This is a genomic window from Ventrimonas sp. (assembly GCF_048380235.1).
In the GTDB taxonomy this organism is placed as follows: Bacteria; Bacillota; Clostridia; order Lachnospirales; family Lachnospiraceae; genus Brotaphodocola.
The window spans coordinates 24,953-46,088 of sequence record NZ_DBFCCJ010000064.1 but is presented as its reverse complement, the minus strand read 5'-3'; the positions used below and the strand labels follow the sequence as shown (position 1 = coordinate 46,088).

The following is a 21,136-nucleotide window of genomic DNA, read 5'->3' as shown; positions in this document are numbered from 1 at the left end:
CCTCCTACTCAATGGGATAAAGCATTTTCTCGAATTCCGGGCTGCGCAGGTCTTCTTTCCGGATATAATAGCTCTCCAGCACCGTTGCCTCTTCCGTTTTCTGATTGGACAAAATCTCCACGGCACGCCGGACGCTTAAGTATCCGGTACTGAAATCATCTGTCACACTAAGCCCGCTTATCACGCCGCGGTCCAGATAATTCAAAAGCGGCGTGGCAGTCCCGCGGCCGTACAGACCGCTGACATGCTCCGGATATACACTGCTGTCGGCCAGGATCTGTGCCGTCTCAAGAAGCGTTTCCGCATCCAGGGCAATGATCACTGCCTGGGCGGATTCCGGGTAAACCAGCTCTTCCACGATCTTGCGGATGCTTCCGTCACCGTGACGCTCAAATTTCTTGATTTCACAGCCGCCCCCACGCAGAACCGATTCCACGCCATCCTGAAAATGCCGTCGGGCCGCCGATTTTCTGGAGCTGTAAAACAGATAATAAGGAATCTGGTTTCCATGCTCATTCAGAGCCTGTCTGGCAAGATTCTGTCCCATGGCATCGTAATCGGTGGAAACCACTGCTGATACCTTATCCCGCGGAAGCTCAGCATTGACAAGCACCAGCGGGATCTGTACCCGTTTATCCGCCAGGGCGGATTCCAGGGCAGATTCCTCCACAGGCATCACGATCAGTGCCCTCGCACCGTCCTGCTGTTCTCTTGCCATCCGCTCGATCTGCTGGGAAGAATCACCGCCCTCATACAGCGTGATCATGCTTACATCCGCATTCAGCTCAATGGCTGCCCGGTCCACGCCCTTCTTAAAATTCTGGTAAGACTCATCCGTCGTGTCATCCAGGATCACCGAAACCGGATAAATTTCGTTTTTCCGCTCCTTGATCAGAAGATCCGTAGAAGAAATCAGATACAGAAAGAGCAGTACGAACCCATAAATGACCCAGAGCCATGTATCCCGTTTTCTCATACCGCTTTCTCCTTTTCCTGAATTTCCCGGTAATCCACCGCCGGAAGATGGATGCGGATCGTGGTGCCCTCATCCGGCTCCGACTCAATAAACAGTCCGTATTCATTTCCGAAATACAGTCTTATCCGCTCATTCACATTTTTAACGCCGATCCCGGAGCCGCGCTTTGAAGAAACATGCGCGTGATCCGTCAACAGATTTTCTACCTGTTCCTCCGTCATGCCAAGACCGTTATCCAGCACGGTAAACCAAAGTCCGTCTTCCTTTTGTTCTGCTTTTATTTCAATGATGCCGTCCCCGTCCTTAAATTCCATGCCATGATAGATTGCGTTTTCCACAAGCGGCTGCAGCATCAGCTTCAGACTTGCATACCCCAGAACCTCCGGCGCCGCGTCAATGGTATAGGTGAACTTGTTCTTAAAACGCATCTGCTGGATCATCAGATAGTTGCGCACATGCTCTAATTCATCCCGCACGGGAATGATACTCTTTCCCTTGCTTAAGCTGATGCGGAAGAAACGGGCCAGGGCCGTAACCACCCGGACCGCCTCCGACTTCTGTTCGTTCTCAATCATCCACACGATGATATCCAGGGTATTGTAAAGAAAATGCGGATTGATCTGGGACTGGAGCGTGTCAAATTCGCTTTTGCGCTTGGATTCATGCTCTGCCACAATGTCCTGCATCAGCACCTTGATCTGGCGCGCCATGTCACCTATGGAACGCCCCAGATGCCGGATCTCATAGGATCCGCCCTGATAAACCTCCACATCCAGGTTCCCGTTCTCCAGCGCGTTGACTGATTTTTCCAGCTCCCGGATCGGGATGGTAATGCGGGAGGAAATCGATGCATTGATGATCATCAGCATAAACAGGAACAGCGCGATCAGAAATACCATAAACAGTTTGGTCTTTAACGTATTCAGATAGCTTTCTTTTTCAGGTGTAACGCCCACCAGCTTCCAGCCTGTATAGCCCACCGATTTGACCGTCACATCCCGGATCTCGCCCTGATAAGACTCCCGGCAGTTGCCATCGCGGTAACCGGCAGCAGCCCGGAAATTTTCCTGCATCTGCCCCGCGTCGATCAGCTGCATCTGCGGGTGGTAGATCAGCTGTCCGCCCGGACTCACCAGATAAAGGTAGCCGTGATTTCCCATGGTGATGCTGTCTAACAGCTGCTTTAAGCTTCCATAGGTAATGTCGATCAGTAAAATACCCTGCTCGGCCGAAACGCCCTTCGTGATCTCCACCGCACGGGTCATGGTAATGACCCAGGTATACTGGTTTTCATCACTGTCAAAAATATACTGTACATGCGGCGTCGTAAAGTGCAGATTTTCCGTGCGCTCCAGCGTATCCGTAAACCAGTCCTCCGCTGTCACATCCAGCCCGGTCTTTAAGCGTGCTGCCGGAAAGGTATCGATCAGCTCTCCCTGCCTTGAAAACAGCGCAATATTAGACACACAGTCCCGGTTGTTATCGTAAAGAAGGTTCAGCTCGTTATGGATACTCTCCGTGGAAAGATCCGCATTCTTTATGACGTCATAATAGAGGGAATCCGACAGCTTCATAATGGTACGCAGGTAGGAATCTACCGAATGGTTTACCTGAGCCAGCATCGTCTGGTTTTCCTCCTGGATGGCCGCCGTCATCTGCCCTACCAGACGCCCGTAGAACGAAATCCCCATCAGGATCAGGGCCGTCAGCGCACTGATGGTGAAATACAGATAGATGGTAGAGCGGATGCTGACACGGCTGAAAAATTCCGTCAGTTTTTTCTTTGCCATAGCGCCTCCTCATCAGCCATTCTGGGTGCCGCGGTATTTCGTCGGTGAAATACCGAAGCGCTTCTTGAACACGTAGCTGAAATAATTCTGCTCCTGATATCCCACCTTCTGGGCAATCACATAGGTCTTGTCATCAGTCTCATTTAAGAGCTCCACTGCCTTCTGCAGACGCACCTCCGTCAGGTAGGCAATGTACGTCTGGCCCGTTACCTTGCGGAACATCGTGGAAAAATAAGCCGGACTCATATGAAGCTCCCGGCAGATCATTTCCACAGAAAGAGAGGGATCCTGATAATGGTTTTCAACGTAGCGCCGCGCTTCCAGGATCACCTTCTTGGTGGTATTGTCACGTTCCCGGTTTATGCCCTCATGGATCCTGAAAGATACACCCAGGATCCACGATTCAAATTCCTCCGGCTTTCCAATGGCTGCCTGGATATCCAGATACTGTTTTTCCGTATCAAAAATCTCACGGGTGGTGAGATCATACTGCTGCATCAGACGGGTCACGCAGTTAAACAGAGAAAGCATGTACAGCTGCTGCTGTCTGACATGTACCCGGGCATCATCCATGCGTGTCATCAGACTGTGTATGGTTTCCCGGATTTTTTCCTCCGGGCCGAATTTCACCGCTGTGATGAAATCATTTTCATCCGCATTGTCAAATTTCAGTTTGCCGCGGCTTACCGGTTCTACATCATTGATATAAATCGTCTGGCCCACACCGACAATACTCCGGTAGCCCAGTGCATCCACCGCAGACTGATACACCCGGCTGAGTTCGGAAAGCTTCTGGCAGCTGTGTCCCACCGCAATGGTCACCGTGACCTCCAGAACTCTCCGGCACTCCTTGCAGATATCTCCCAGGTGATCCAGAAGACCGGTCTGGGAATTGTTCTCATCAATGGCCGCGATCAGAGTAATGCCGGCCGACGAGTTAAAGATGGTAAACCGGCAGTAATCTCTTAAATGGTCCTCCGCGATCTGCCGCACGGAGATCGGGATCAGCTCCTTTTGCAGGGCGTTCGGTCCTTCCGCGTTATCTGCCTCAATATGGATCAGCGCCGTCAGCCATTTTTTTGCATGAAGAATGTCTACACTGTATTCCTTAAGCTTCTCTTCGATCATACCGGCATCGGCAGTTCCCCTCATCAGATCGTTTAAGAATACCGCACGGAGGATCGGCAGACTTTTCTGATAGCTCTCCCGCAGAAGAGCCGCATCGCGCCGCTGGCTGATCTCCTCATCCAAATTTTTTCTGACCCGGGTGAGGATTTCAGAAAGCTCCTCCACGTTCACCGGTTTTAAAATATACTCCGTCACGTTCAGCTTAATGGCCTGCTGCGCATACTCAAAGTCATCGAAGCCGGAAAAGATCAGCACCTTCATGGACGGGTACTTCTGCCGGATCCGTTCTGTCAGCGCCAGACCGTCCATAAACGGCATACGGATATCCGTCATGACTACCTCCGGCTCCAGCTGTTCAATCTTTTCCAATGCCTCTGCTCCGTTCTCTGCATCTCCGACCACCTCAAACCCCAGGTGATTCCAGTCAATCTTTCGTATGATGCCCTTGCGCACTTCCTCCTCATCGTCCACAAGGATGATCCGATATAAGTTCATGATCTGCCTTCTCCTTTGATTATTTTCCTGTTTCCTCCAGAATCTGCTCCAGAGTATGGACCAGGATCTGGTTTTCCTTCTGTCCGCTTACGCAGATCCGGTAATATCCACAGGCAAGTCCCGTAAAATTGCTGCAGTCCCGCAGCAGGATCCCCCGCTTTAAACATGCCTCATACAAGTGGAGAGGCCTTGGCTCTTGCCCGTAAAAAAACAAAATAAAATTGATATCGGAATCGTAAACCAGAAATCCCATTCTGCGAAGCTCCCGGGTAAGATATACCCTTCCTGCTTTTAAAAGCTCCCTTGCTTCGTTTAAATAGACGCTTTCCCGCAGTGCCGCGCATCCTGCCTCCTGGGCCGGCACGGAAATGCTCCAGGGCTGGCGTCCTGCAGAAAGCCTGCGCAAAAGCCCGCGGTCCGCACAGATCCCGTAGCCCAGTCTCAGCCCCGCCATTGCATAGGTTTTGGTAAACGCTCTCAGAATAAACAGCCCCGGAAAATGCTCTGCTTCCGGTACAACACTGTATGCTTCCGGGTGATCCAGAAGGTCACAGAAGCATTCATCCAGGATCAGCCTGGTTGCGGTCTCCTCACAGCGCTTTGCGATCTGCAGGATCTGCTCCCTGGGAACGGCATGCCCGGTCGGATTATTGGGATTGCAGAAAAAGATGAGGTCCGTATCCGGCGTGATCTGCTCACAAAGCTGCTGCACATCCAGAAGAAAACCGGTTTCCGGGTAAAGACGGCTGTAGCGGATCTCACAGCCTGACCGGGCAAGTGCCTGCTCGTACTCTGCAAATCCCGGTGAAAGCAAAAGTGCCTGCCTTGGCTTTATAGTCTGCACCAGCCCGTAAATGAGATCGGCCGCACCGTTGGAGCAAAGGATCCTGTCTGCCGCAATCTGATGATAATCGGCAAGTGCTCTCGTAAGCGCTTCACACTGCGGATCCGGATAGCGTCCCCAGTCCTCCACGGTTTCTTTCAGCCTCCGTTTCACCCCCTCCGGCATGCCAAGGGGATTCAAATTGATGGAGAAATCATACCGGACCGGATTTCGGTAAATATCTCCGCCGTGCCGGACCGCCTTGTCCGGCTGACAGGTGGTTATCTGCTGTTTTTTCATAGTTCCATACCTCCCGGTGCGAACATACAACAGATCAGCGCCACTGCCGCCGCACAGACTACCAGAGTCAGAACCGAGGCCACATACATCAGGCGGTTGGCTCTCGGGATATCCTCCGGTTCTATCGGGCGTAGGGCATCGCCGATGGTAGGCTTATGATACAGCTCGCCAAAATACCAGGCATCCCCCGCCAGCTGCACGCCCAGTGCCCCGGCGCAGGCCGATTCACTCTGGGCCGAATTCGGGCTCTTATGGTTTCTGCGGTCCCGTCTCCAGATTTTAAATGCGTTTTTGCCGCTCATTCCGGGGATCAGGCAGGCCGCCGCCGCAAAGGCCAGGCCGGTAAGCCTCGCCGGAATATAATTGACCAGGTCATCCAGCTTCGCCGCCGCGCGGCCGAAATACAGGTACTTCTCGTTTTTATACCCAACCATGGAATCCATGGTGTTGACTGCCTTATAAAAGAAGCCCCCAACCGGACCGAAAAAGAGCAGAAATAACAGAGGGGCAATGACACCGTCCGACGCATTTTCCGCCACAGTCTCCACCGCCGCCCTGGTGACGCCCTCTGCCGTCAGTCTCTCTGTATCACGCCCAACGATCATGGATACCGCATAGCGGGCGCCGTTTAAATCCTTCTCCTTCAGTCGCCGGTATACCTTCATGCTCTCCGTTTTCAACGAGCGGGCCGCAAGGATCCAGCCATCCAGCACACACATGAGGACAAAACGGAGATAAGGATGGATGAAGCCTGCTGCCAGCAGAAGCACTGCCGTGATCACCACCGTCATACAGGGAATGGTCACGGCCAGCGCCGCCCCGGCCAGAAGCAGATTCTGCGGGGTATCTGCCGTATTCTTTCGAAGCTTCTTTTCCATACGGGAGATCAGGCTGCCGATCCCGCAGACCGGGTGCCAGAGTCCCTGCGGATCTCCCACGATAAAGTCGATCAGAAAGCCAATACAGGCTGCTGCCGCATATTCCATCCAAAGCTGTGTTAATCTCATGCTGCTTTACATTCCTTTTTTCTTTTATTTGATCCGGACTGCAATGCCGCACTGCATCCGGTAAACCTCTGCTGCCGCTGCCGCTAACATCTGTCCGGCATGGCCCACGGCCTCGCGGTAGTTCCGCTCTGACTTCTCCAGCGGGACTATGCCGCAGCCCACCTCATCCAGCGTGATCACCGCGGGCGGGTCTGTGAGAAGCTGTCGAGTAAACGCTTCCGGATCTTCCCCGGCTTCCAGTACCGCGCGGATGCGGTCCTGAAAATCGGCAAGGATCCTTCCGTCTTTGCAGATCTGTGCTGCATATGCTTTCTTTCCCTGAAAGCTTCCTCCGATAATCAGAATCATGCTATGTAAACTCCTTACTGTAGTTTCCTTTTTCGCGGCAGGCCCTGTACATCTCACCGAATTCATGTCGGAGCACTGCCAACGTCATGCCTGCCTACAGGCGGCCGCACACGGCCAGTGCCGCAACCATCACCAGCTCTGCGGTCTGTAAAAAGTATCCGGCCAGATCACCGGTGGTTCCGCCAAATTCATGCATGGCCATGTGATGATACCAGAGAAACACTGCCGCTGCTGCCACTGTCAGGACCACTGCCGTGACGGTACCGGATACCAGAAATACAAACGCAATTCCCAGCAGAAGCCAGACTGCCAGCACTGCTTTGACTGCCGGTGCTCCGTTTCCGGTTCCTTTGGCAAACGTAGCTGCCAGTCCATCCTTTCTTGCCTTTGGGAAACAGAGAACCGAAAGACCGCTCAGGGCCCGTGTCATCACATAGATTCCGCCAATGGCCGGAAAGGCCTCCAGACGAAGCTCTGAAAAGGCTGCCGTGTACAGCAGCAGATAGACACCGCACCCGGCAATGGCAAAGGCTCCGGCGTGGGGATCCTTTAAGATTTCCAGCTTTCGTTCCCGGCTCTGGAAGGAACTTCTGGCATCCGTCACATCCAGAAATCCATCCATGTGAATGCCTCCGGTGATGAGCAGCGGGACAGCCGTTCCCAGAAGGGAAAAAGCCAGAATACCAAGCCCGGCCTGCACGGACAGCCAGCAAAAGGCGCAGACACACGCGCCGATCACCGCACCGATCAGCGGGAAAAAGCAGAAGGCGTACTTCATACCGCACTCACTCCACTCCACAAAGGGCATAGGGATGCGGGAATACATGGAAAACGCGATCACAAAGCTTTCCAGAATTGAAGGCAGTTTTTTCTCATTGCTGCTCATTCGCATCTTCTCCTTTCCGGCGGATGGGAATTCCATACACAACTTCTGTTACGGCATCCGCCTCCTCTGCCATCCGGATATTAAGATTTCCGAGAAGTCTTATGTAGCGGAAGGTCTCTGCGTCATAACGGCATCCGTCTGAAAAAATCTCGTTCGTCACGATGATCAGATCTTCGGTCTGTTCCTTTAAATTCTGAATGCCCTGTTGGATCCGGTCCAGGATTTCCGCATCTGTTCCGCCAAGCTCAAACTGCTCATTGGCTAACAGGTTGGACATGCACTCCAGCATCAGGCTTCCCTTTTCCGGCAGGCGTAAAGCATCCAGTGTGTGGAAGGCTTCGATGGTCTGAAAACCCTTTCCCTCCCGCATGGCACGGTGCTTTTTAACCCGTGCCGCTCCTTCCGCGCCCCAGGGATGCATGGTGGCGATATAATATTTTTCTGCGCTCTTTGCAGGTACAAGCAGATCTTCCGCGTAGGCGGATTTTCCGCTGGCGGAAGCGCCGGTCACAAGATGCATCATGTTGTTTCCTCTCCCTCAGGACCGGATAAAAAGCTCAGGATCAGATCCGGTCCGGATAAATAATAAAGATGCGGAAAGCCCGCTAGCAGACTGTCCGTCCGGTACATACAGTCCCAGCCGCGGTCCGACTGCGGTTTTTCTGCCCGAAACGCTGATCCCGGTGCGGTGCTCTCCCAGTAGTGGAATTCATGCCCTTTGATCCGTACTGCGCCATTCTGCGTCAGAGAAATATATCCGAAACGGCCAAGTTTTTCTGTGCGGAACCCGTCTGCGTGGATCAGTCCGGCCATAGGCCAGCAGTTTCCTATTTCATCCTCCAGGTGCTCCTGAAGATACAGAAATCCGCCGCACTCCGCCAGAATTTTGATGCCCTCTGCATGAGCGTTTCGGATGGCCGCAAGCATCGGCTCATTGGCAGACAGCTCCTTTGCGTAGAGCTCCGGGTATCCGCCGCCCAGTAAGATGGCATGAATCTGCTCTGGCAATGCCGCATCGCGGAGCGGGGAAAATGGGATCAACTCCCATCCCTGCTGTCTTAAAAAGTCCAGATTTTCCTGATAGTAAAAGCAGAAGGCCTCGTCCATAGCCACCGCCATGCGGCGGGTAGGAGGTTCACTCTCCGAGTCTATGGGGCGGATCTCATCCTGTTTTGTTTCTTCCTGGTTCAAATCTGTCTGGTTGGATTGCTCAGTTTTTCCGGCTTCCGGCAGTTTCTCTCCGGAGTATCCCGCCAGCTCCAGAATCCCATCGACATCCAGATACTCCTCCAGCTGTTTCGCAAAGGCATTCAGATGCCCGCGCAGTTCACTCTGCTCCTGCGGCATCGTGAGTCCCAGATGGCGGCTCTTGATGTCCATGGTCTCACAGACCGGCACCGCGCCAAGATAACGCACGCCCAGCTTTTCAATCTCCGGACGCAGGCGTTCGCCTACCATTTTGTTCGTTTTATTTAAGATCACACCGCAAATATGGCTGTCCTTCCGATAGTCCAGAAATCCTTTGATTTGCGCCGCCAGAGAAAGGCTGCTGCCTTTTCCATTCACCACAAGAATGGCCGGAGTATCGGTTATTGTTGCCACCTCATAGGTGCTGGCAGAAGTAGAATTGCCGCCAATCCCGTCATAATAGCCCATCACGCCTTCCAGAACGGAAAGCTCCGCGTCTGCCGCCCGTTTTCGAAACAGCGCCCACAGCTCCTCTTGCGAAAGAAAGAAGCTGTCCAGGTTGCAGCTGTCGATACCCAGAACGTATTTGTGAAACATCGGGTCGATGTAGTCCGGGCCGCATTTGAAAGAACGGCAGCGGATGCCGCGGTTCTGAAACAGGGTCAGAAGGCCGGTGGTAAGAAGAGTCTTGCCGCTGCCGCTTCCCGGAGCTGCCAACAGGATACGGGGAAAATCTGCATCTTGCTGCGCGCGTCCGTTCTGTCCGGGCGCTACCGGCACGTTCTGTGATTGCTGTGTCTGTTGCCCCTGTGCCGCAAGGATATAGATCGGATTCTGCGCCTGCATCATGTGGTACGGGCCGCGCTTTGCCGCCCGGGATACCTGCATGCAGACCACCTCCGGCTCCCATCCCTTTTTCTGAAACCATGCCATGGCCTGATTCAGGCTCTCCAGGGCGATCACATTGATCACGAGCTGAACTGCCGGGTTTAATTCCGTCACCAGATCCAGGATTTCCTCCATATTGCCGCTGCTTCCGCCAAGGAACACCCGGTCCGGGGCCGGGTATCCAGCCAGTGACTCTGGTGCTTTTCCCGGAACCACGGTAAGATTGGTTAAGCCCGCCTTTTCCGCGTTTGCCCGGATCAACGCGCAGCCCTCTTCCTTCTGTTCAAAGGCATACACATGGCCCTTCGGCACCTTAAGTGCCGCCTCCACGGAAACAGATCCCGTGCCTGCCCCAATATCATATACAATGCTGTTCGTCTGCAGTTCCAGCCTGGAAACGGAAACTGCCCGTACTTCACTTTTTGTCATGGGGATCTCTCCCCGGATAAACCATTCATCTCTCATCTTTTTCCCGCTCCAGAAATACAGCCGTCAGACTGTTCGTCTCAATATCTGTCATTTCTTCTGCTGTTCCGTAGATTTTACGTTCGTCCTCATATCCCATACGGACACCCGCGTAAATTCTGGTATTTCCCATGTCAGCATCCTTCAGGATCCGGCAGATCTGTCTCAAATTCATACTGCTGTCCAACAGCAGAAATACTTTTTCATGCTCCTTGAGGAGTGCCGCCGCATCGCAGTCCCGCCCATGGGCACTGGCGAGACAAGCATCGTCCCAGGATATCCCAAAACGCGCCGCAAGGGCCGATACAGAAGAAATGCCCGGATAAACCGTTACCTCATAAGGACTGGATTCCACTTCATCAAAACGCGCTTTCAGTTCCCGCATCAAGCCGCGGCTTCCGCTGTAGAATCCGGTATCCCCGGAGCAAACCACCACGGCATGCTGACAGGCTCTATTTTTTTCCAGCCAGTCCAGAATCTTTTCCGGCTGGTAATAGGTTTCCTGATGTTTTTCGCGGATCCACGGTGCCAGGTCTGCGAGCATCCGGGACGCACCGAACACAATATCACTGCGCTCCAGCACTTCACAAGCTTCCAGGGTAAGCTGCTTTGCGCCGCCCATGCCCATGCCGATCATACTGAGAAAACGTCTGCCCGTGCCATCTGCTTCGCTGTCTTCCGGCGGCCTGGCCGTCCGGTACGCATCCATCTGTCTCTTTGCCTCTTCCAGCGAGATTCCTTCCTCGTGGACCGGCCGCCGGATCACGACCACGGAAACGCCGCACTGCCTTGCAGCCTCTATTTTCTCCGCAAAGCCGCCGCGCTTTCCGGCTTCCTTTGTGACAAGCCACCCTGCCTGCACGGTACGCAGCAGCGCATAATTCAGTTCCACCGAAAACGGTCCCTGCATGGCAATGATGTGGGCGCCGTGAAGGCCAAGATCCTCACATTTTTTAAGGACCTGACTGTCCGGAAGGACCCGTGCAAAGATGCGTTCCCGCAAAACCGGATCCCCGGCAAACGCTTCCAGTTCCTTGCTTCCGGTGGTAAGGAGAACCGGGCGGCCATCCTGTTTCAGACACGCAGCTGCCTCACTTACAGAATCCACCACAAATACAGGCGCCAAATCCTGTCTGTCTTCCTGCATCCCTGAGTCCTGTCCTGCAGCTTTCTCAGTCTCTGATCCCCTTAAAATCCGCTGATAAGAAATTGCAAGCTCCCGGCACAGCGCTGCCACCTGCTCCGTCACCACTCTGGCATAGGGATGGGTGGCATCCAGCACAAGCTTCGGAGCTGCTTCCAGCAAAAACTGCCGCATGGCAGCTTCATCCAGCGCTCCGGTATGTACCTGAACCAGATCACTTTCTCTCAGCAGACTTTCCCCGTAACCGGATACCACACTGACCAGAACCGGAATGTGACGCGCCTCAGCATACTCTGCCAGCTCCCGTCCCTCGGATGTCCCTCCAAATATCACAACAGATGCATGTCTCTGCATGGTCATTCTCCTCCTGTATTTTCTGCCACAGCCACCGTCACGCCGTTGTGTACCTGTTTTTTCACGATCAGGCGTCCGCCTGTTCCCGCACAGCAAAGAGCCGACCGCTCACAGACATTTCCGACTCCGGTCACCTGACGCACAAACCCGGACTCCGAAAAGTCTCCCTGCACAGCCGCCAGTTCTTCACTGCTGTATGTAGAAAAAGGAATGCCAAGACCAGTTGCTGTTTCCAAAAGTCCGGCCTCGTCCTTCTTTAAATCAATGCTCGCTACCCCGGACACTCCGTGTATGTCCAGATGATGCTCTTCGAGAGTTTCCCGCACTGCTGTTTCTATGACATCTCCTGGCGTACCCCTGCGGCAGCCAATACCAAGTACCAGCTTCTTAGGAATCAGACGCAGAAATATGCCCGGCGCCTCCTGCCTGCGGCAGGTTACCCAGACATTAAGCCGGTGAACCACGTCTGCCTCATACCCGGTTCCCTCCGGCTGCGGAATCGGATAATCGCTGAAATATCCGATCGTTTCTCCCTCCAGGATCGCCGCCGCAATCTCCTTTGCCAGTATCCGGTCTGTCAGCACAAGGCCGTGATCCGCTGCCCAGACATCAATCGCAGTGCGCCCCCGCACGTCGGAGGCCGTCGTCACAACCGGTACTGCATTCAGGATTTCTGCCGTCCATTCCGTCAGACGGTTTGCTCCGCCCACATGCCCAGAAAGAAGGGAAATGGCAAACTGTCCGGCCTCATCCACCACAATCACAGCCGGATCAGTCAGCTTATCTTTCAAGTATGGAGCAATCAGCCGCACCGCAATCCCGGCTGCCCCGATAAAGATCAGTCCGTCACATGCGGCAAACTGCTGACCGGTCCATTCAGAGAGCGAACCTGAGACAGTCTGTAACGCCAAATTCGTATTTCCTGTTTTTCTTCCAGTATATCCCCGGCATTCCACTCCGGCGACGTTCATCGCGTCCATCAGTTTTTCGCAGACGTTCTCGCCTCTCATGGTAAAGCTGATCACTGCAAGTTTCATAAAGAGTCCTTTCCCCGGCCGGATGTCTTCAGCCAGGCATCAAATGCTTTCTGCCAGTTTTCTGTCGCTCCGAGCAGCTGATGTGCAGTGGAAAAGGTAACTGCTTCCACTGTAATATGACCGCCGCTCCAGGTTTCCATCCAGTGCTTAACACAGAGAGCAGTCCGGTCAAGAAGCGGCTTTGCAAGCTCCTGTTCTTTTAACAGCGCCAGCGCGTCATCTGTGGTATTGCAGGCACGGATCTGTCCCTGCAGCTTAGGATGCCCCAGTTCTTTCGTCAGCAGCGCCATCTGTTCCATGCGGCCGTCTCCATACCTGGAATGGGTATTTTCCACACCTGCAGACACCTTGATCAGCTTACCGATGTGCCCCACAAACAGCAGCTTCCGAAAGCCCTCCATCTCTGCCATCAGCACCGCTTCCTTTACAAAGTTGCTGCAAAGAACGGCGCTTCCCATCGGAACACCCAGCTCCTTCTTTAAAAATTCTTCGCCATAGTTTCCGGGCGCCATCAAAAGCACCTTTGCCCCGTTCACTGCTTTCATGTGAATTTCCAGACGAATGGTTTCCAGCAGTGCCTCCTCGCTCATAGGCTTTACAATTCCGGTAGTGCCAAGAACCGAGATACCGCCCTGAATTCCCAGCTTGGGATTGAAGGTCTGGAGTGCCAGCTGCTCCCCTTCCGGGATCCAGATGGTAACGATCAGATATTCCTCAAAGGCAGCTGTTTGCACAACATCCGCCACCGCCCCCAGGATCATGCTGCGCGGTACCGGGTTGATGGCATAATGTCCCACCGGACAGCTAAGCCCCGGCTTTGTCACCATGCCGATACCCCGGCCGCCGTTTAAATAGAGCTGTGGGTATTCCTTCAGATAATATCCGGCACCCGCATGGCACAGGGATTCAAACTCATTCCGGTCCACCTGACGCACGCTGGCATAAATGTTTGTTCCGTTCGTCACATCCGGATCATCCCCGGAATCCTTCTGCACAAAAAAGCAGAACGCCGGAGACTCCGTTTTCTGCTCCGGCTCATACCGTGTTACCGGGATCCGGCAGACAGTTCCGCCCGGAAGGGTAAGTTCCGAATAGTCCGAATCCGCTTTTCCACATAACAAAAAAGCGGCCGCCGCCTTCGCCGCAGCCGCCGCACAGGTCCCGGTTGTATATCCATTCCTCAGTCTTTTCTCTGCCACTTGTTTTCTCCGTTTCAGCATACGCTTTTTTGTACACTGTAATCGGTTTTTATTATACTTGCTTTTGCGTGGTTTGACAAGCATCAGACCTGGGCGTTTCTCTCAGTTTCCTTCTGCATCTGCTTCTTCCTTTTTGTGATGAGGCCGCCGATCCTGCCGCTTTCCTTGGAGGTCAGGCAGCGCCAGCCATCCTTCAGGACCCGGTCTCCCAGGCCAAGCTCCTCCGCAATCTCAAATTTCAGCTGTTCCTCCGGGGTCATATGTTCCGGATCAAAGGGCTTCTTCTCTTTTTTCTTAGACATAACGGGCACACTCCTTTTCTCTGGAAGTGTGCCCGTTTCGCTGCGCTTTATTCATAAATTGTAAAAACCTATTCTTCATCCGGGTTCAGCGGCATAATGACCGCTGCAATAATATAGGCAATCAAGCCTGTTCCGGAGCAGGCAATCAATACCCATATCAAACGCACAACGGTCGGATCCACACCAAAATATTCTCCAAGACCGCCGCAAACGCCGCATATTACTCTGTTTGTACTGGAACGATACAGTTTTTTATTCATATCCATCTTTCATTCCTCCCAGCATATTCACACCTAATACTCTATATAATCATCCAGATGTTCCTCAATCTCTTCTGCATGATGGTAATACTCTCTCAAATAGCTATTCGCATTCCTGGCTCCGCCCTTCATAAGACCGGCTGTAATGATTCCCGTGCCGAAAAGGCAGAACAGGATGCCCACCACTAAAAACCACTTAACGCAATTTTTCATAAGCTTTCTTTCCTCCCCGAAGCAGTCCCTTCAGAATGTTTACAATCGTCCGAATGCACCATGGCACAAATTTTCCGTATGTAAGAATCGATAACGCAATTCCGATCAGCACACAGCCAAACGTGAATACTGCAAATCCAACAACGGTAATACCGCCCCATAAGTCGGAGACCAGGATAGCTGCACCCATTACCGTCAGAATCACAGTGCCAAAGCAGGCCGCTATGGTCAGGAAGCCGATTCCAAGCACTGCTATGGCGATAAGAGCAAGCAGCGTGGAGATCGCGGCAATGGCTCCGCTTCCCATGCCGAGGATAACCGGAAACAAAACTAAGACCAGAAGCAGCGGAAGAAGAATTCTCCGGCGTGTTCCTTCTTTTTTTCGTGACCGTCCATGTTCATACTCTGTCCGTTCCCGTCCCGCTGTCTGTGCATGACCGTCATCATTTCTTTGTCTGTTTTCCTCCAGCACCTCCGGAAGATCTTTCCGTTTTACCACCTGGTACCCAGGCTCCCGGAAACGCTCATCCTCAAACCCATTCTCGCTAAAAATGCCGCCGTCTTCCAGATCCACTTGTAAATTGCTCCGGATGATGGAGGCGATCCGTTCCGGGCTTCCGAATTCCCGCAGTACTTCCTGCTCCCGCTCCGTTCCGGCCTCATCGAGATAATCACGGTAAAAGGCTATTCCGTCTTCCCGGTCTTCTTGCGAAAGATCCTGCAGCAGATATTCCAGCTTTTCCATAAACTCCGCTCTACTCATGTTTTATGACCTCCTCAAGTATTCTGGATATCTTCTGTGCGTAAGTATTCCATTCTCCACGGTAAAGATTCAGCTGAAGCCTTCCGCTCTCCGTGATCCGGTAGTACCGCCGGTTTCTTCCGTCGATTGCCAGATCATAGCTTTCGAGACATCCGTCCTTTAAAAGACGCCGCAGCACCGGATAAAGGGTAGACTCTGAAATGTCCAGCACCTCACGCACCTCCTGGGTGATGCGGTAGCCGTAGGTTCCATTCTGATCCCTGGAGGCAACGGACAGCACAATGGCATCCAGAAGTGCCGCGCCCGTATTAAAAACCATATGATCCCGCCTTTCCTTATAGTGTAATATTGTAAAATTCCATATATTATACAATGTATAATATTACTGATGGATATACTATATAGCATATAATATTATTTGTCAAGTGGTTATTTTTATAAAGAAAAGCAGGTACGCTCTGGTTTTGCCCGGCCGTACCTGCTTTCTTTTTGTTCGTCCTTATCTGGAGAAGGCATCAGCCCTCCAAAAAAGTCAGAATGTCTTCCGGAGTTTTGCGCTTCGGCTTTTCCGGGTCAATGTCACGGTAGCCGACAGCGATCACAGCTACTATCTGCTCTGTCTCTGGAATCTGAAGCATCTCATGGATCTTCTCTGCGTCACGGATTCCCATGATCAGGGTGTCCAGACCAAGCTCTTTTGCCTTTAAGATCAGGTTCTCATTCTGCAGGCCAAGGTCGTAATAGCCCCAGCCGTTTCCGCATTCATTATCCGGCGCTCCGGTCTCTCGGTTATAACCTGCCCGGTTTTTGACAAATGTAGTCACAAGATAAGAAGCACCTTTGGAACTGTCCCGGTTAAACTGCGGCAGGCAGCTTTCAGAAAATTCCTCACACTTTGCTTCCTCTAAAATGGCGTAATAACGTGCAGTCTGGCTGTTTTTCCAGGATGGTGCCTGAATCGCAGCCTGTACCATAGCGGTGATCTGCTCCTTCGTTGCACGTCTACTGCTGTCATATTTACGGATGCTTCTGCGCTCTTCGATCAGTTTTTCAAATTCCATTGTCATATCCTCCTGCTCATTTTTTTACCATCATAAGTAACTGTTCAGTACCTTCACAGTCACGAGCAAAAATCCATGAAAAATTGCCTGCGGCAATGGGATTTTTGCCTACCCGCCTATGTTTTCTTACGGTCAGCGCAGTAAATGCGCAGACCTACTGAACAGTTACCATCATAACACATTTAGAGCAGTTCTTGTAGAAAAAACGTTTTTTTCGATCAATGCAGAATCCGAAAATGTCCAATAAGCGGAAGTTCTTTTGCTTTTCCTGTAACAGCATTTGCCACTCCCATGCAAAACAGCACCAGAATCAGCAGATATCCTACTCCGGACAGTGAAAGCAGGAAGCGAAACTGCCACCAGTATCGGTCAAATACCAGATTCAGCATTGCAGATATAAACTGCCATCCCATCGACATAAGCAGTAACATAAGTCCCTGGTTTGCATGAAATCTGGCGTACTTTGAGTCCTTCGCGCACAGGATTGGCAGCAGCACCAGGAGCGAGAAATACGAAAGCACAGCCATGAGCTTGTTTTGTTCTACATCGCTCTCCTGAAATTCTCTGCTCAGATCACGCATCTGACCTGCCTGATCCCACGAAAATGTACCGGAACTGCCGCCTCCTGATTGCGAAACGGAAGTACCCGCGCCTCCCTGCTCTCCAACCGGTGTGCCGCACCTGGGGCAAAACCTCGCCCCCTCATTCAGTTTTTTTCCACACTTTGCGCAAAATACCATACTCCTTCTCCTTTCTGTGGATTTCTCTATGGCAATCGTTATAGACTCTGCGCTGCGGAAATTCTGTTACATTACAGCGTTTCCGCACTTTGCGCAAAAGTCTTTATGCCCGTATAACAGATAAAACTGGGAAAATACATAGAATGTATGTAAGAGAATGAAAAGACACTGTCTGAAAAACAGACTGTACATAGATTGAAACCAAGTATAACATGAGAACCTGTTTATCACAATCAAAACAAGAAAGCTCTCATCGCAAAAAACTACAAAATTCTCCTTCCGATCCCGATACAGCAGAAATATTCCGTAAAAGACACACGTAACATTTCTGCTGTGCCAGTGTTATTATATTTATTTTTTCTCCGCCGTAAATACAATGTCCTTCAGTTTACGTTTCGGCACATAATGAACATCCTGTTCATCACGGTAGTAATTCGTACTTTCTTCTGGCTCCACATCTTCCAGGACAATTTTTTCTTCCGGTTCGCCAATTGCCACCACCAGCACCGGCACGTAAGATTTATCCAGGTTCAGGATTTCCCTGATATTCTGCGCATGAAAGCTTCCGATCATGCAGCCGCCAAGCCCCTTCTCCGCGGCTGCCAAAAGCATAGTCTGTGCTACAATTCCGACATCCTTTTGGAACCGTGTCATAGAATCATTAATCTTTGTATCCTGCAGAATCACAATAAAAGCAGGTGGTTCCATGCCGGGATGCGGCAGCTTCATATGTGTAATTGCGCCGGCCCAACGGGTCTGTTCCTGAATCCTTGCCACTTCATCCGGTTCCCATGCGAGATAATAACAAAGAGGCTGAATATTGGCCGAAGAAGGACAAAGTCTTGCAATGTCCACCAGTTCCATAAGTTCCTCTTTTGTTACTTTACGACTTTTGTTGTATCCACGATAACTACGATTTTTAAGCACCAAATCTGTTAACATGATATAGCTCCTTTCCAATTCTGTCTCCTGTCACATCCATTTGCAGTGATTCCGAAGCACCATTTTCTCCATAGTAGCACGATTGTTTTCACATTTCCAGCACTTGAAAAAAGATGCTGGAGACACATGTGTGCCCAGTAACAAAAAAGCACCATGACACGGAACTTTTCATTCCACGTCATAGTGCTTTAAAATTTTATTTAATTCAGATTACTCAGCGTCTGCCTCGTTCTGCTCAGCCGGAGCCTGCAGAGCTTTCATGCTTAAGCTGATCTTTCTGTCTTCGCCGTTGAAATCAACAACCTTAGCCTCGATCTCCTGACCGATGGTCAGAGCATCTGCCGGTTTGTCAACGTGATCTCTGGAGATCTGGGATACGTGAAGCAGAGCGTCTACGCCCGGCTCTAACTCAACGAATGCGCCAAAGTCAGTCATACGAGCAACACGACCGGTTACTACGTTGCCTACAGCGTACTTCTCAGCTGCGTCAGCCCACGGATTCTGCTCCGGGAACTTTAAGCTCAGAGCGATCTTCTCGCCGTTGATATCTTTGATGAGAGCCTTTACATGATCGCCGGTCTTGAATACCTTCTTCGGATTCTCAACACGGCCCCAGGACATCTCGGAAATATGAAGCAGGCCGTCAGCGCCGCCCAGGTCTACGAATGCACCGAAATCGGTAACGTTCTTAACAGTACCCTCTACGGTGTCACCTGCATGGATGCGCTCGAAGAGCTCTTTCTGAAGCTCAGCCTTCTTAGCAACCATAAGCTGCTTTCTGTCACCGATGACTCTTCTTCTCTTCGGGTTGAACTCAGTGATAACAAAATCGATATCCTGACCTGCGTATTTGGTTAAATCTTTCTCATAAGTGTCAGATACCAGGCTTGCCGGGATGAAGACTCTAGCCTCATCAACAACAACGCTTAAGCCGCCGTCCAGTACCTGTGCAACCTTTGCGGTAAGAACCTCGTGGTTTTCGAAAGCCTCTTCCAGTCTCTTGTTGCCCTTGTCTGCAGCCAGTCTCTTGTAAGACAGTGCAACCTGGCCCTCGCCATCGTTTACCTTAACAACTTTTGCTTCCATCTCGTCGCCAACCTGAACCTGGGTTCTGAGATCTACGTTTGCTTCGTTGGTGTACTCACTTCTCGGGATGATACCATCAGACTTGTATCCGATGTTCAGGACGATCTCGTCCTCTTTCACATCAATGACTTTACCAGTGACGATCTCTCCCGTACGTATTGTCTTTAATGATTCCTCCAACATTTGTTCAAAACTTAATTCTGACATTAGTATGAACCTCCTCAATAATTTGATTCGGGGTGGATGCCCCCGCTGTAATACCTACGCTGCGCACAGAATTCACACATTCAGGGTTGAAATCGCCGAGTGACTGGATAAAGTAAGTATTCTTACATTCCTTTTGGCATATCTCGTAGAGTTTCTGTGTGTTGGAACTATGCCTGCCGCCTATGACAATCATAGCATCCACTTCAGAAGCAATACGTCTAGCTTCCACTTGTCTTTCCTGTGTTGCATTGCAAATCGTATTTAAAACAAGTATATCATAACCCTTTTTCTCGAATTTTTCAACTAAATCTTGAAATTTCTTGTAATTAAATGTCGTTTGTGATACGACACACAGCTTTTCTCCGATCCCCACCGGAAGATTCTCGATCTGCTCCGGCTTTTCCACCACCAGAGTGGTGTCATTGCCCCATCCGCGGATGCCCTGCACCTCCGGATGCTCCGGGCTTCCGATGATGATGACACGGCGTCCTTCTGCCGTCTGCTGCTCCACGATCCGGTGGATCTTTTTCACAAACGGACAGGTTGCGTCCACCACCGTGATATGGTGTGCCTCAAGCAGCTCATAAATATGCTTCCCGACACCATGGGAGCGGATGATGACAATTCCGTCCTTCAGGGCGGCAAGCTCTTCCTCGGTGTTCAGCACCCGCACGCCCTTCTCCTCGAGATCCTTTACTACAAACTCGTTGTGAATGATGGGACCGTAGGTGTAGACCGGCTTTTTTGCCTTTTCGATCTGCTCATAGACCTGCTCTACCGCACGCTTCACACCGAAGCAGAACCCGGCTGTCTTCGCAACGATAACCTCCATCAGGCTTCCTCCTTCAGTCCGCGTGCTTTTGCGGTATCGATGATGGCCTGCACCACCTGCTCCAGGGTCATCTCGGAGCTGTCAAGAAGCACTGCATCCTCCGCCTGCTTAAGCGGCGCAGTCTCCCTGGTCATGTCGCGGTGGTCTCTCTCAATGATATCTTGCTCAATTTCTTCCAGATTACACATGGTACCTTTTTCTGTTAATTCTTTGTAACGGCGCATGGCACGGACCCGGCTGCTGGCCGTTAAGTAGATCTTGGCCTCTGCGTCCGGAAGAATGCAGGTGCCGATATCACGGCCGTCCATGATCACGTTGCGGCTGGCCGCAAGGCTTCTCTGCAGCTCTAACAGATGGGCGCGCACGGCCGGATACACACTGACAGCCGAAGCGGTATTGCCCACCTCCTCCGTGCGGATCAGGCCGGATACATCCTCACCGTTTAAGATGACCTGCTGTGCTCCGTCCCGGTAGCAGATGGTGATGTCCGCGTTCTTTACAGCCTCACTGACTGCCGCCTCATCGGCAGTATCCACGCCGCTGCGCAGCAGATACAGCGCGATGGCACGGTACATGGCACCGGTATCCACATAGATAAAATCAAGTTTCTTTGCCACCAGCTTTGCGATGGTGCTCTTTCCGGCACCGGCCGGGCCGTCGATCGCGATATTAAATGCATGTTTTTCCATAGCTTTTTCGTCT

At 51.8% G+C, this 21,136-nt stretch carries 23 protein-coding genes; all 23 read right to left on the bottom strand.

Translation table 11 applies throughout. The features are described 5' to 3' along the window. Window positions 1-4 precede the first annotated feature (4 nt). The 23 genes from ACMP1L_RS10455 to cmk all read right to left on the bottom strand — a co-directional run bounded on the left by ACMP1L_RS10455 (window position 5) and on the right by cmk (window position 21,123). Window positions 5-976, bottom strand: coding sequence for a substrate-binding domain-containing protein (locus ACMP1L_RS10455; RefSeq protein ID WP_418452987.1), 972 nt, complete (start codon window positions 974-976; stop codon window positions 5-7). Next, complete coding sequence (locus ACMP1L_RS10450; RefSeq protein WP_418452986.1) at window positions 973-2,766, bottom strand: histidine kinase; 1,794 nt, start codon at window positions 2,764-2,766, stop codon at window positions 973-975. Before ACMP1L_RS10450 ends, ACMP1L_RS10455 begins: the two co-directional genes overlap by 4 nt. A 12-nt stretch (window positions 2,767-2,778) precedes the next feature. Further along, complete coding sequence (locus tag ACMP1L_RS10445) at window positions 2,779-4,389, bottom strand: response regulator transcription factor (protein WP_418452985.1); 1,611 nt, start codon at window positions 4,387-4,389, stop codon at window positions 2,779-2,781. A 19-nt stretch (window positions 4,390-4,408) separates the two neighbouring features. Beyond that, on the bottom strand, window positions 4,409-5,512 hold the full coding sequence (gene cobD / locus ACMP1L_RS10440; protein ID WP_418452984.1) for a threonine-phosphate decarboxylase CobD: 1,104 nt from the start codon (window positions 5,510-5,512) through the stop codon (window positions 4,409-4,411). After that, the gene (cbiB, locus tag ACMP1L_RS10435; RefSeq protein WP_418452983.1) at window positions 5,509-6,519 is read right to left on the bottom strand and encodes an adenosylcobinamide-phosphate synthase CbiB; all 1,011 of its coding nucleotides are present in this window, start codon (window positions 6,517-6,519) and stop codon (window positions 5,509-5,511) included. The genes cobD and cbiB overlap by 4 nt, the downstream gene beginning before the upstream one ends. Before the next feature lie 24 nt (window positions 6,520-6,543). Next, complete coding sequence (locus ACMP1L_RS10430) at window positions 6,544-6,867, bottom strand: bifunctional adenosylcobinamide kinase/adenosylcobinamide-phosphate guanylyltransferase (protein WP_418452982.1); 324 nt, start codon at window positions 6,865-6,867, stop codon at window positions 6,544-6,546. 94 nt (window positions 6,868-6,961) lie between these two features. Then, window positions 6,962-7,753 carry an adenosylcobinamide-GDP ribazoletransferase gene (locus tag ACMP1L_RS10425; protein ID WP_418452981.1) on the bottom strand — a complete coding sequence of 264 codons (792 nt, stop codon included), beginning with the start codon at window positions 7,751-7,753 and terminating at the stop codon, window positions 6,962-6,964. Next, on the bottom strand, window positions 7,740-8,276 hold the full coding sequence (locus tag ACMP1L_RS10420; RefSeq protein WP_418452980.1) for a bifunctional adenosylcobinamide kinase/adenosylcobinamide-phosphate guanylyltransferase: 537 nt from the start codon (window positions 8,274-8,276) through the stop codon (window positions 7,740-7,742). The genes ACMP1L_RS10425 and ACMP1L_RS10420 overlap by 14 nt, the downstream gene beginning before the upstream one ends. Beyond that, window positions 8,273-10,294, bottom strand: a complete 2,022-nt coding sequence (locus ACMP1L_RS10415; RefSeq protein WP_418452979.1) for a cobyrinic acid a,c-diamide synthase CobB — start codon at window positions 10,292-10,294, stop codon at window positions 8,273-8,275. The genes ACMP1L_RS10420 and ACMP1L_RS10415 overlap by 4 nt, the downstream gene beginning before the upstream one ends. After that, window positions 10,284-11,792, bottom strand: a complete 1,509-nt coding sequence (cobK, locus tag ACMP1L_RS10410) for a precorrin-6A reductase (RefSeq protein ID WP_418452978.1) — start codon at window positions 11,790-11,792, stop codon at window positions 10,284-10,286. Before cobK ends, ACMP1L_RS10415 begins: the two co-directional genes overlap by 11 nt. Window positions 11,793-11,794: 2 nt before the next feature. Then, complete coding sequence (locus ACMP1L_RS10405; RefSeq protein WP_418452977.1) at window positions 11,795-12,829, bottom strand: cobalt-precorrin 5A hydrolase; 1,035 nt, start codon at window positions 12,827-12,829, stop codon at window positions 11,795-11,797. Continuing rightward, window positions 12,826-14,028: a cobalt-precorrin-5B (C(1))-methyltransferase CbiD gene (gene cbiD, locus ACMP1L_RS10400; RefSeq protein WP_418452976.1), complete on the bottom strand. Its 1,203-nt coding sequence runs from the start codon at window positions 14,026-14,028 to the stop codon at window positions 12,826-12,828. The genes ACMP1L_RS10405 and cbiD overlap by 4 nt, the downstream gene beginning before the upstream one ends. Before the next feature lie 83 nt (window positions 14,029-14,111). Then, window positions 14,112-14,330 carry an alpha/beta-type small acid-soluble spore protein gene (locus ACMP1L_RS10395; RefSeq protein WP_118731615.1) on the bottom strand — a complete coding sequence of 73 codons (219 nt, stop codon included), beginning with the start codon at window positions 14,328-14,330 and terminating at the stop codon, window positions 14,112-14,114. Window positions 14,331-14,398: 68 nt separating this feature from the next. Further along, window positions 14,399-14,590, bottom strand: a complete 192-nt coding sequence (locus ACMP1L_RS10390; RefSeq protein WP_118731711.1) for a PspC domain-containing protein — start codon at window positions 14,588-14,590, stop codon at window positions 14,399-14,401. Window positions 14,591-14,623: 33 nt separating this feature from the next. Beyond that, window positions 14,624-14,803 carry a hypothetical protein gene (locus tag ACMP1L_RS10385; RefSeq protein ID WP_418452975.1) on the bottom strand — a complete coding sequence of 60 codons (180 nt, stop codon included), beginning with the start codon at window positions 14,801-14,803 and terminating at the stop codon, window positions 14,624-14,626. Further along, a complete protein-coding gene (locus ACMP1L_RS10380) occupies window positions 14,787-15,566 on the bottom strand; it encodes an HAAS signaling domain-containing protein (protein WP_118731613.1) in 780 nt (259 codons plus the stop codon). Before ACMP1L_RS10380 ends, ACMP1L_RS10385 begins: the two co-directional genes overlap by 17 nt. Beyond that, on the bottom strand, window positions 15,559-15,885 hold the full coding sequence (locus tag ACMP1L_RS10375; protein ID WP_418452974.1) for a PadR family transcriptional regulator: 327 nt from the start codon (window positions 15,883-15,885) through the stop codon (window positions 15,559-15,561). Before ACMP1L_RS10375 ends, ACMP1L_RS10380 begins: the two co-directional genes overlap by 8 nt. Window positions 15,886-16,081: 196 nt before the next feature. Beyond that, a complete protein-coding gene (locus ACMP1L_RS10370; RefSeq protein WP_418452973.1) occupies window positions 16,082-16,627 on the bottom strand; it encodes a nitroreductase family protein in 546 nt (181 codons plus the stop codon). A 218-nt stretch (window positions 16,628-16,845) separates the two neighbouring features. Beyond that, window positions 16,846-17,367, bottom strand: a complete 522-nt coding sequence (locus ACMP1L_RS10365; RefSeq protein WP_418452972.1) for a zinc ribbon domain-containing protein — start codon at window positions 17,365-17,367, stop codon at window positions 16,846-16,848. A 351-nt stretch (window positions 17,368-17,718) separates the two neighbouring features. Continuing rightward, window positions 17,719-18,309 carry a nitroreductase family protein gene (locus ACMP1L_RS10360; RefSeq protein WP_118731608.1) on the bottom strand — a complete coding sequence of 197 codons (591 nt, stop codon included), beginning with the start codon at window positions 18,307-18,309 and terminating at the stop codon, window positions 17,719-17,721. Window positions 18,310-18,519: 210 nt separating this feature from the next. Continuing rightward, the gene (gene rpsA / locus ACMP1L_RS10355) at window positions 18,520-19,602 is read right to left on the bottom strand and encodes a 30S ribosomal protein S1 (RefSeq protein ID WP_118731607.1); all 1,083 of its coding nucleotides are present in this window, start codon (window positions 19,600-19,602) and stop codon (window positions 18,520-18,522) included. After that, window positions 19,583-20,434, bottom strand: a complete 852-nt coding sequence (gene ispH, locus ACMP1L_RS10350) for a 4-hydroxy-3-methylbut-2-enyl diphosphate reductase (protein WP_118731606.1) — start codon at window positions 20,432-20,434, stop codon at window positions 19,583-19,585. The genes rpsA and ispH overlap by 20 nt, the downstream gene beginning before the upstream one ends. Continuing rightward, window positions 20,434-21,123: a (d)CMP kinase gene (gene cmk / locus ACMP1L_RS10345; RefSeq protein WP_118731605.1), complete on the bottom strand. Its 690-nt coding sequence runs from the start codon at window positions 21,121-21,123 to the stop codon at window positions 20,434-20,436. Before cmk ends, ispH begins: the two co-directional genes overlap by 1 nt. Between the last annotated feature and the right edge of the window lie 13 nt (window positions 21,124-21,136).

Bases quoted from the DNA above. Each gene is read 5' to 3' on its own strand.
- cobD (WP_418452984.1), bottom strand. From the start codon at position 5,512: ATGAAAAAACAGCAGATAACCACCTGTCAGCCGGACAAGGCGGTCCGG.
- ACMP1L_RS10390 (WP_118731711.1), bottom strand. From the start codon at position 14,590: ATGAATAAAAAACTGTATCGTTCCAGTACAAACAGAGTAATATGCGGC.
- cobK (WP_418452978.1), bottom strand. From the start codon at position 11,792: ATGCAGAGACATGCATCTGTTGTGATATTTGGAGGGACATCCGAGGGA.
- ACMP1L_RS10445 (WP_418452985.1), bottom strand. From the start codon at position 4,389: ATGAACTTATATCGGATCATCCTTGTGGACGATGAGGAGGAAGTGCGC.
- ACMP1L_RS10430 (WP_418452982.1), bottom strand. From the start codon at position 6,867: ATGATTCTGATTATCGGAGGAAGCTTTCAGGGAAAGAAAGCATATGCA.
- ACMP1L_RS10365 (WP_418452972.1), bottom strand. From the start codon at position 17,367: ATGGTATTTTGCGCAAAGTGTGGAAAAAAACTGAATGAGGGGGCGAGG.
- ACMP1L_RS10380 (WP_118731613.1), bottom strand. From the start codon at position 15,566: ATGAGTAGAGCGGAGTTTATGGAAAAGCTGGAATATCTGCTGCAGGAT.
- ACMP1L_RS10405 (WP_418452977.1), bottom strand. From the start codon at position 12,829: ATGAAACTTGCAGTGATCAGCTTTACCATGAGAGGCGAGAACGTCTGC.
- rpsA (WP_118731607.1), bottom strand. From the start codon at position 19,602: ATGTCAGAATTAAGTTTTGAACAAATGTTGGAGGAATCATTAAAGACA.
- ACMP1L_RS10420 (WP_418452980.1), bottom strand. From the start codon at position 8,276: ATGATGCATCTTGTGACCGGCGCTTCCGCCAGCGGAAAATCCGCCTAC.
- ACMP1L_RS10450 (WP_418452986.1), bottom strand. From the start codon at position 2,766: ATGGCAAAGAAAAAACTGACGGAATTTTTCAGCCGTGTCAGCATCCGC.
- ACMP1L_RS10370 (WP_418452973.1), bottom strand. From the start codon at position 16,627: ATGGAATTTGAAAAACTGATCGAAGAGCGCAGAAGCATCCGTAAATAT.
- ACMP1L_RS10385 (WP_418452975.1), bottom strand. From the start codon at position 14,803: ATGAAAAATTGCGTTAAGTGGTTTTTAGTGGTGGGCATCCTGTTCTGC.
- cmk (WP_118731605.1), bottom strand. From the start codon at position 21,123: ATGGAAAAACATGCATTTAATATCGCGATCGACGGCCCGGCCGGTGCC.
- ispH (WP_118731606.1), bottom strand. From the start codon at position 20,434: ATGGAGGTTATCGTTGCGAAGACAGCCGGGTTCTGCTTCGGTGTGAAG.
- ACMP1L_RS10425 (WP_418452981.1), bottom strand. From the start codon at position 7,753: ATGAGCAGCAATGAGAAAAAACTGCCTTCAATTCTGGAAAGCTTTGTG.
- ACMP1L_RS10415 (WP_418452979.1), bottom strand. From the start codon at position 10,294: ATGAGAGATGAATGGTTTATCCGGGGAGAGATCCCCATGACAAAAAGT.
- ACMP1L_RS10455 (WP_418452987.1), bottom strand. From the start codon at position 976: ATGAGAAAACGGGATACATGGCTCTGGGTCATTTATGGGTTCGTACTG.
- ACMP1L_RS10395 (WP_118731615.1), bottom strand. From the start codon at position 14,330: ATGTCTAAGAAAAAAGAGAAGAAGCCCTTTGATCCGGAACATATGACC.
- cbiB (WP_418452983.1), bottom strand. From the start codon at position 6,519: ATGAGATTAACACAGCTTTGGATGGAATATGCGGCAGCAGCCTGTATT.
- ACMP1L_RS10360 (WP_118731608.1), bottom strand. From the start codon at position 18,309: ATGTTAACAGATTTGGTGCTTAAAAATCGTAGTTATCGTGGATACAAC.
- ACMP1L_RS10375 (WP_418452974.1), bottom strand. From the start codon at position 15,885: ATGGTTTTTAATACGGGCGCGGCACTTCTGGATGCCATTGTGCTGTCC.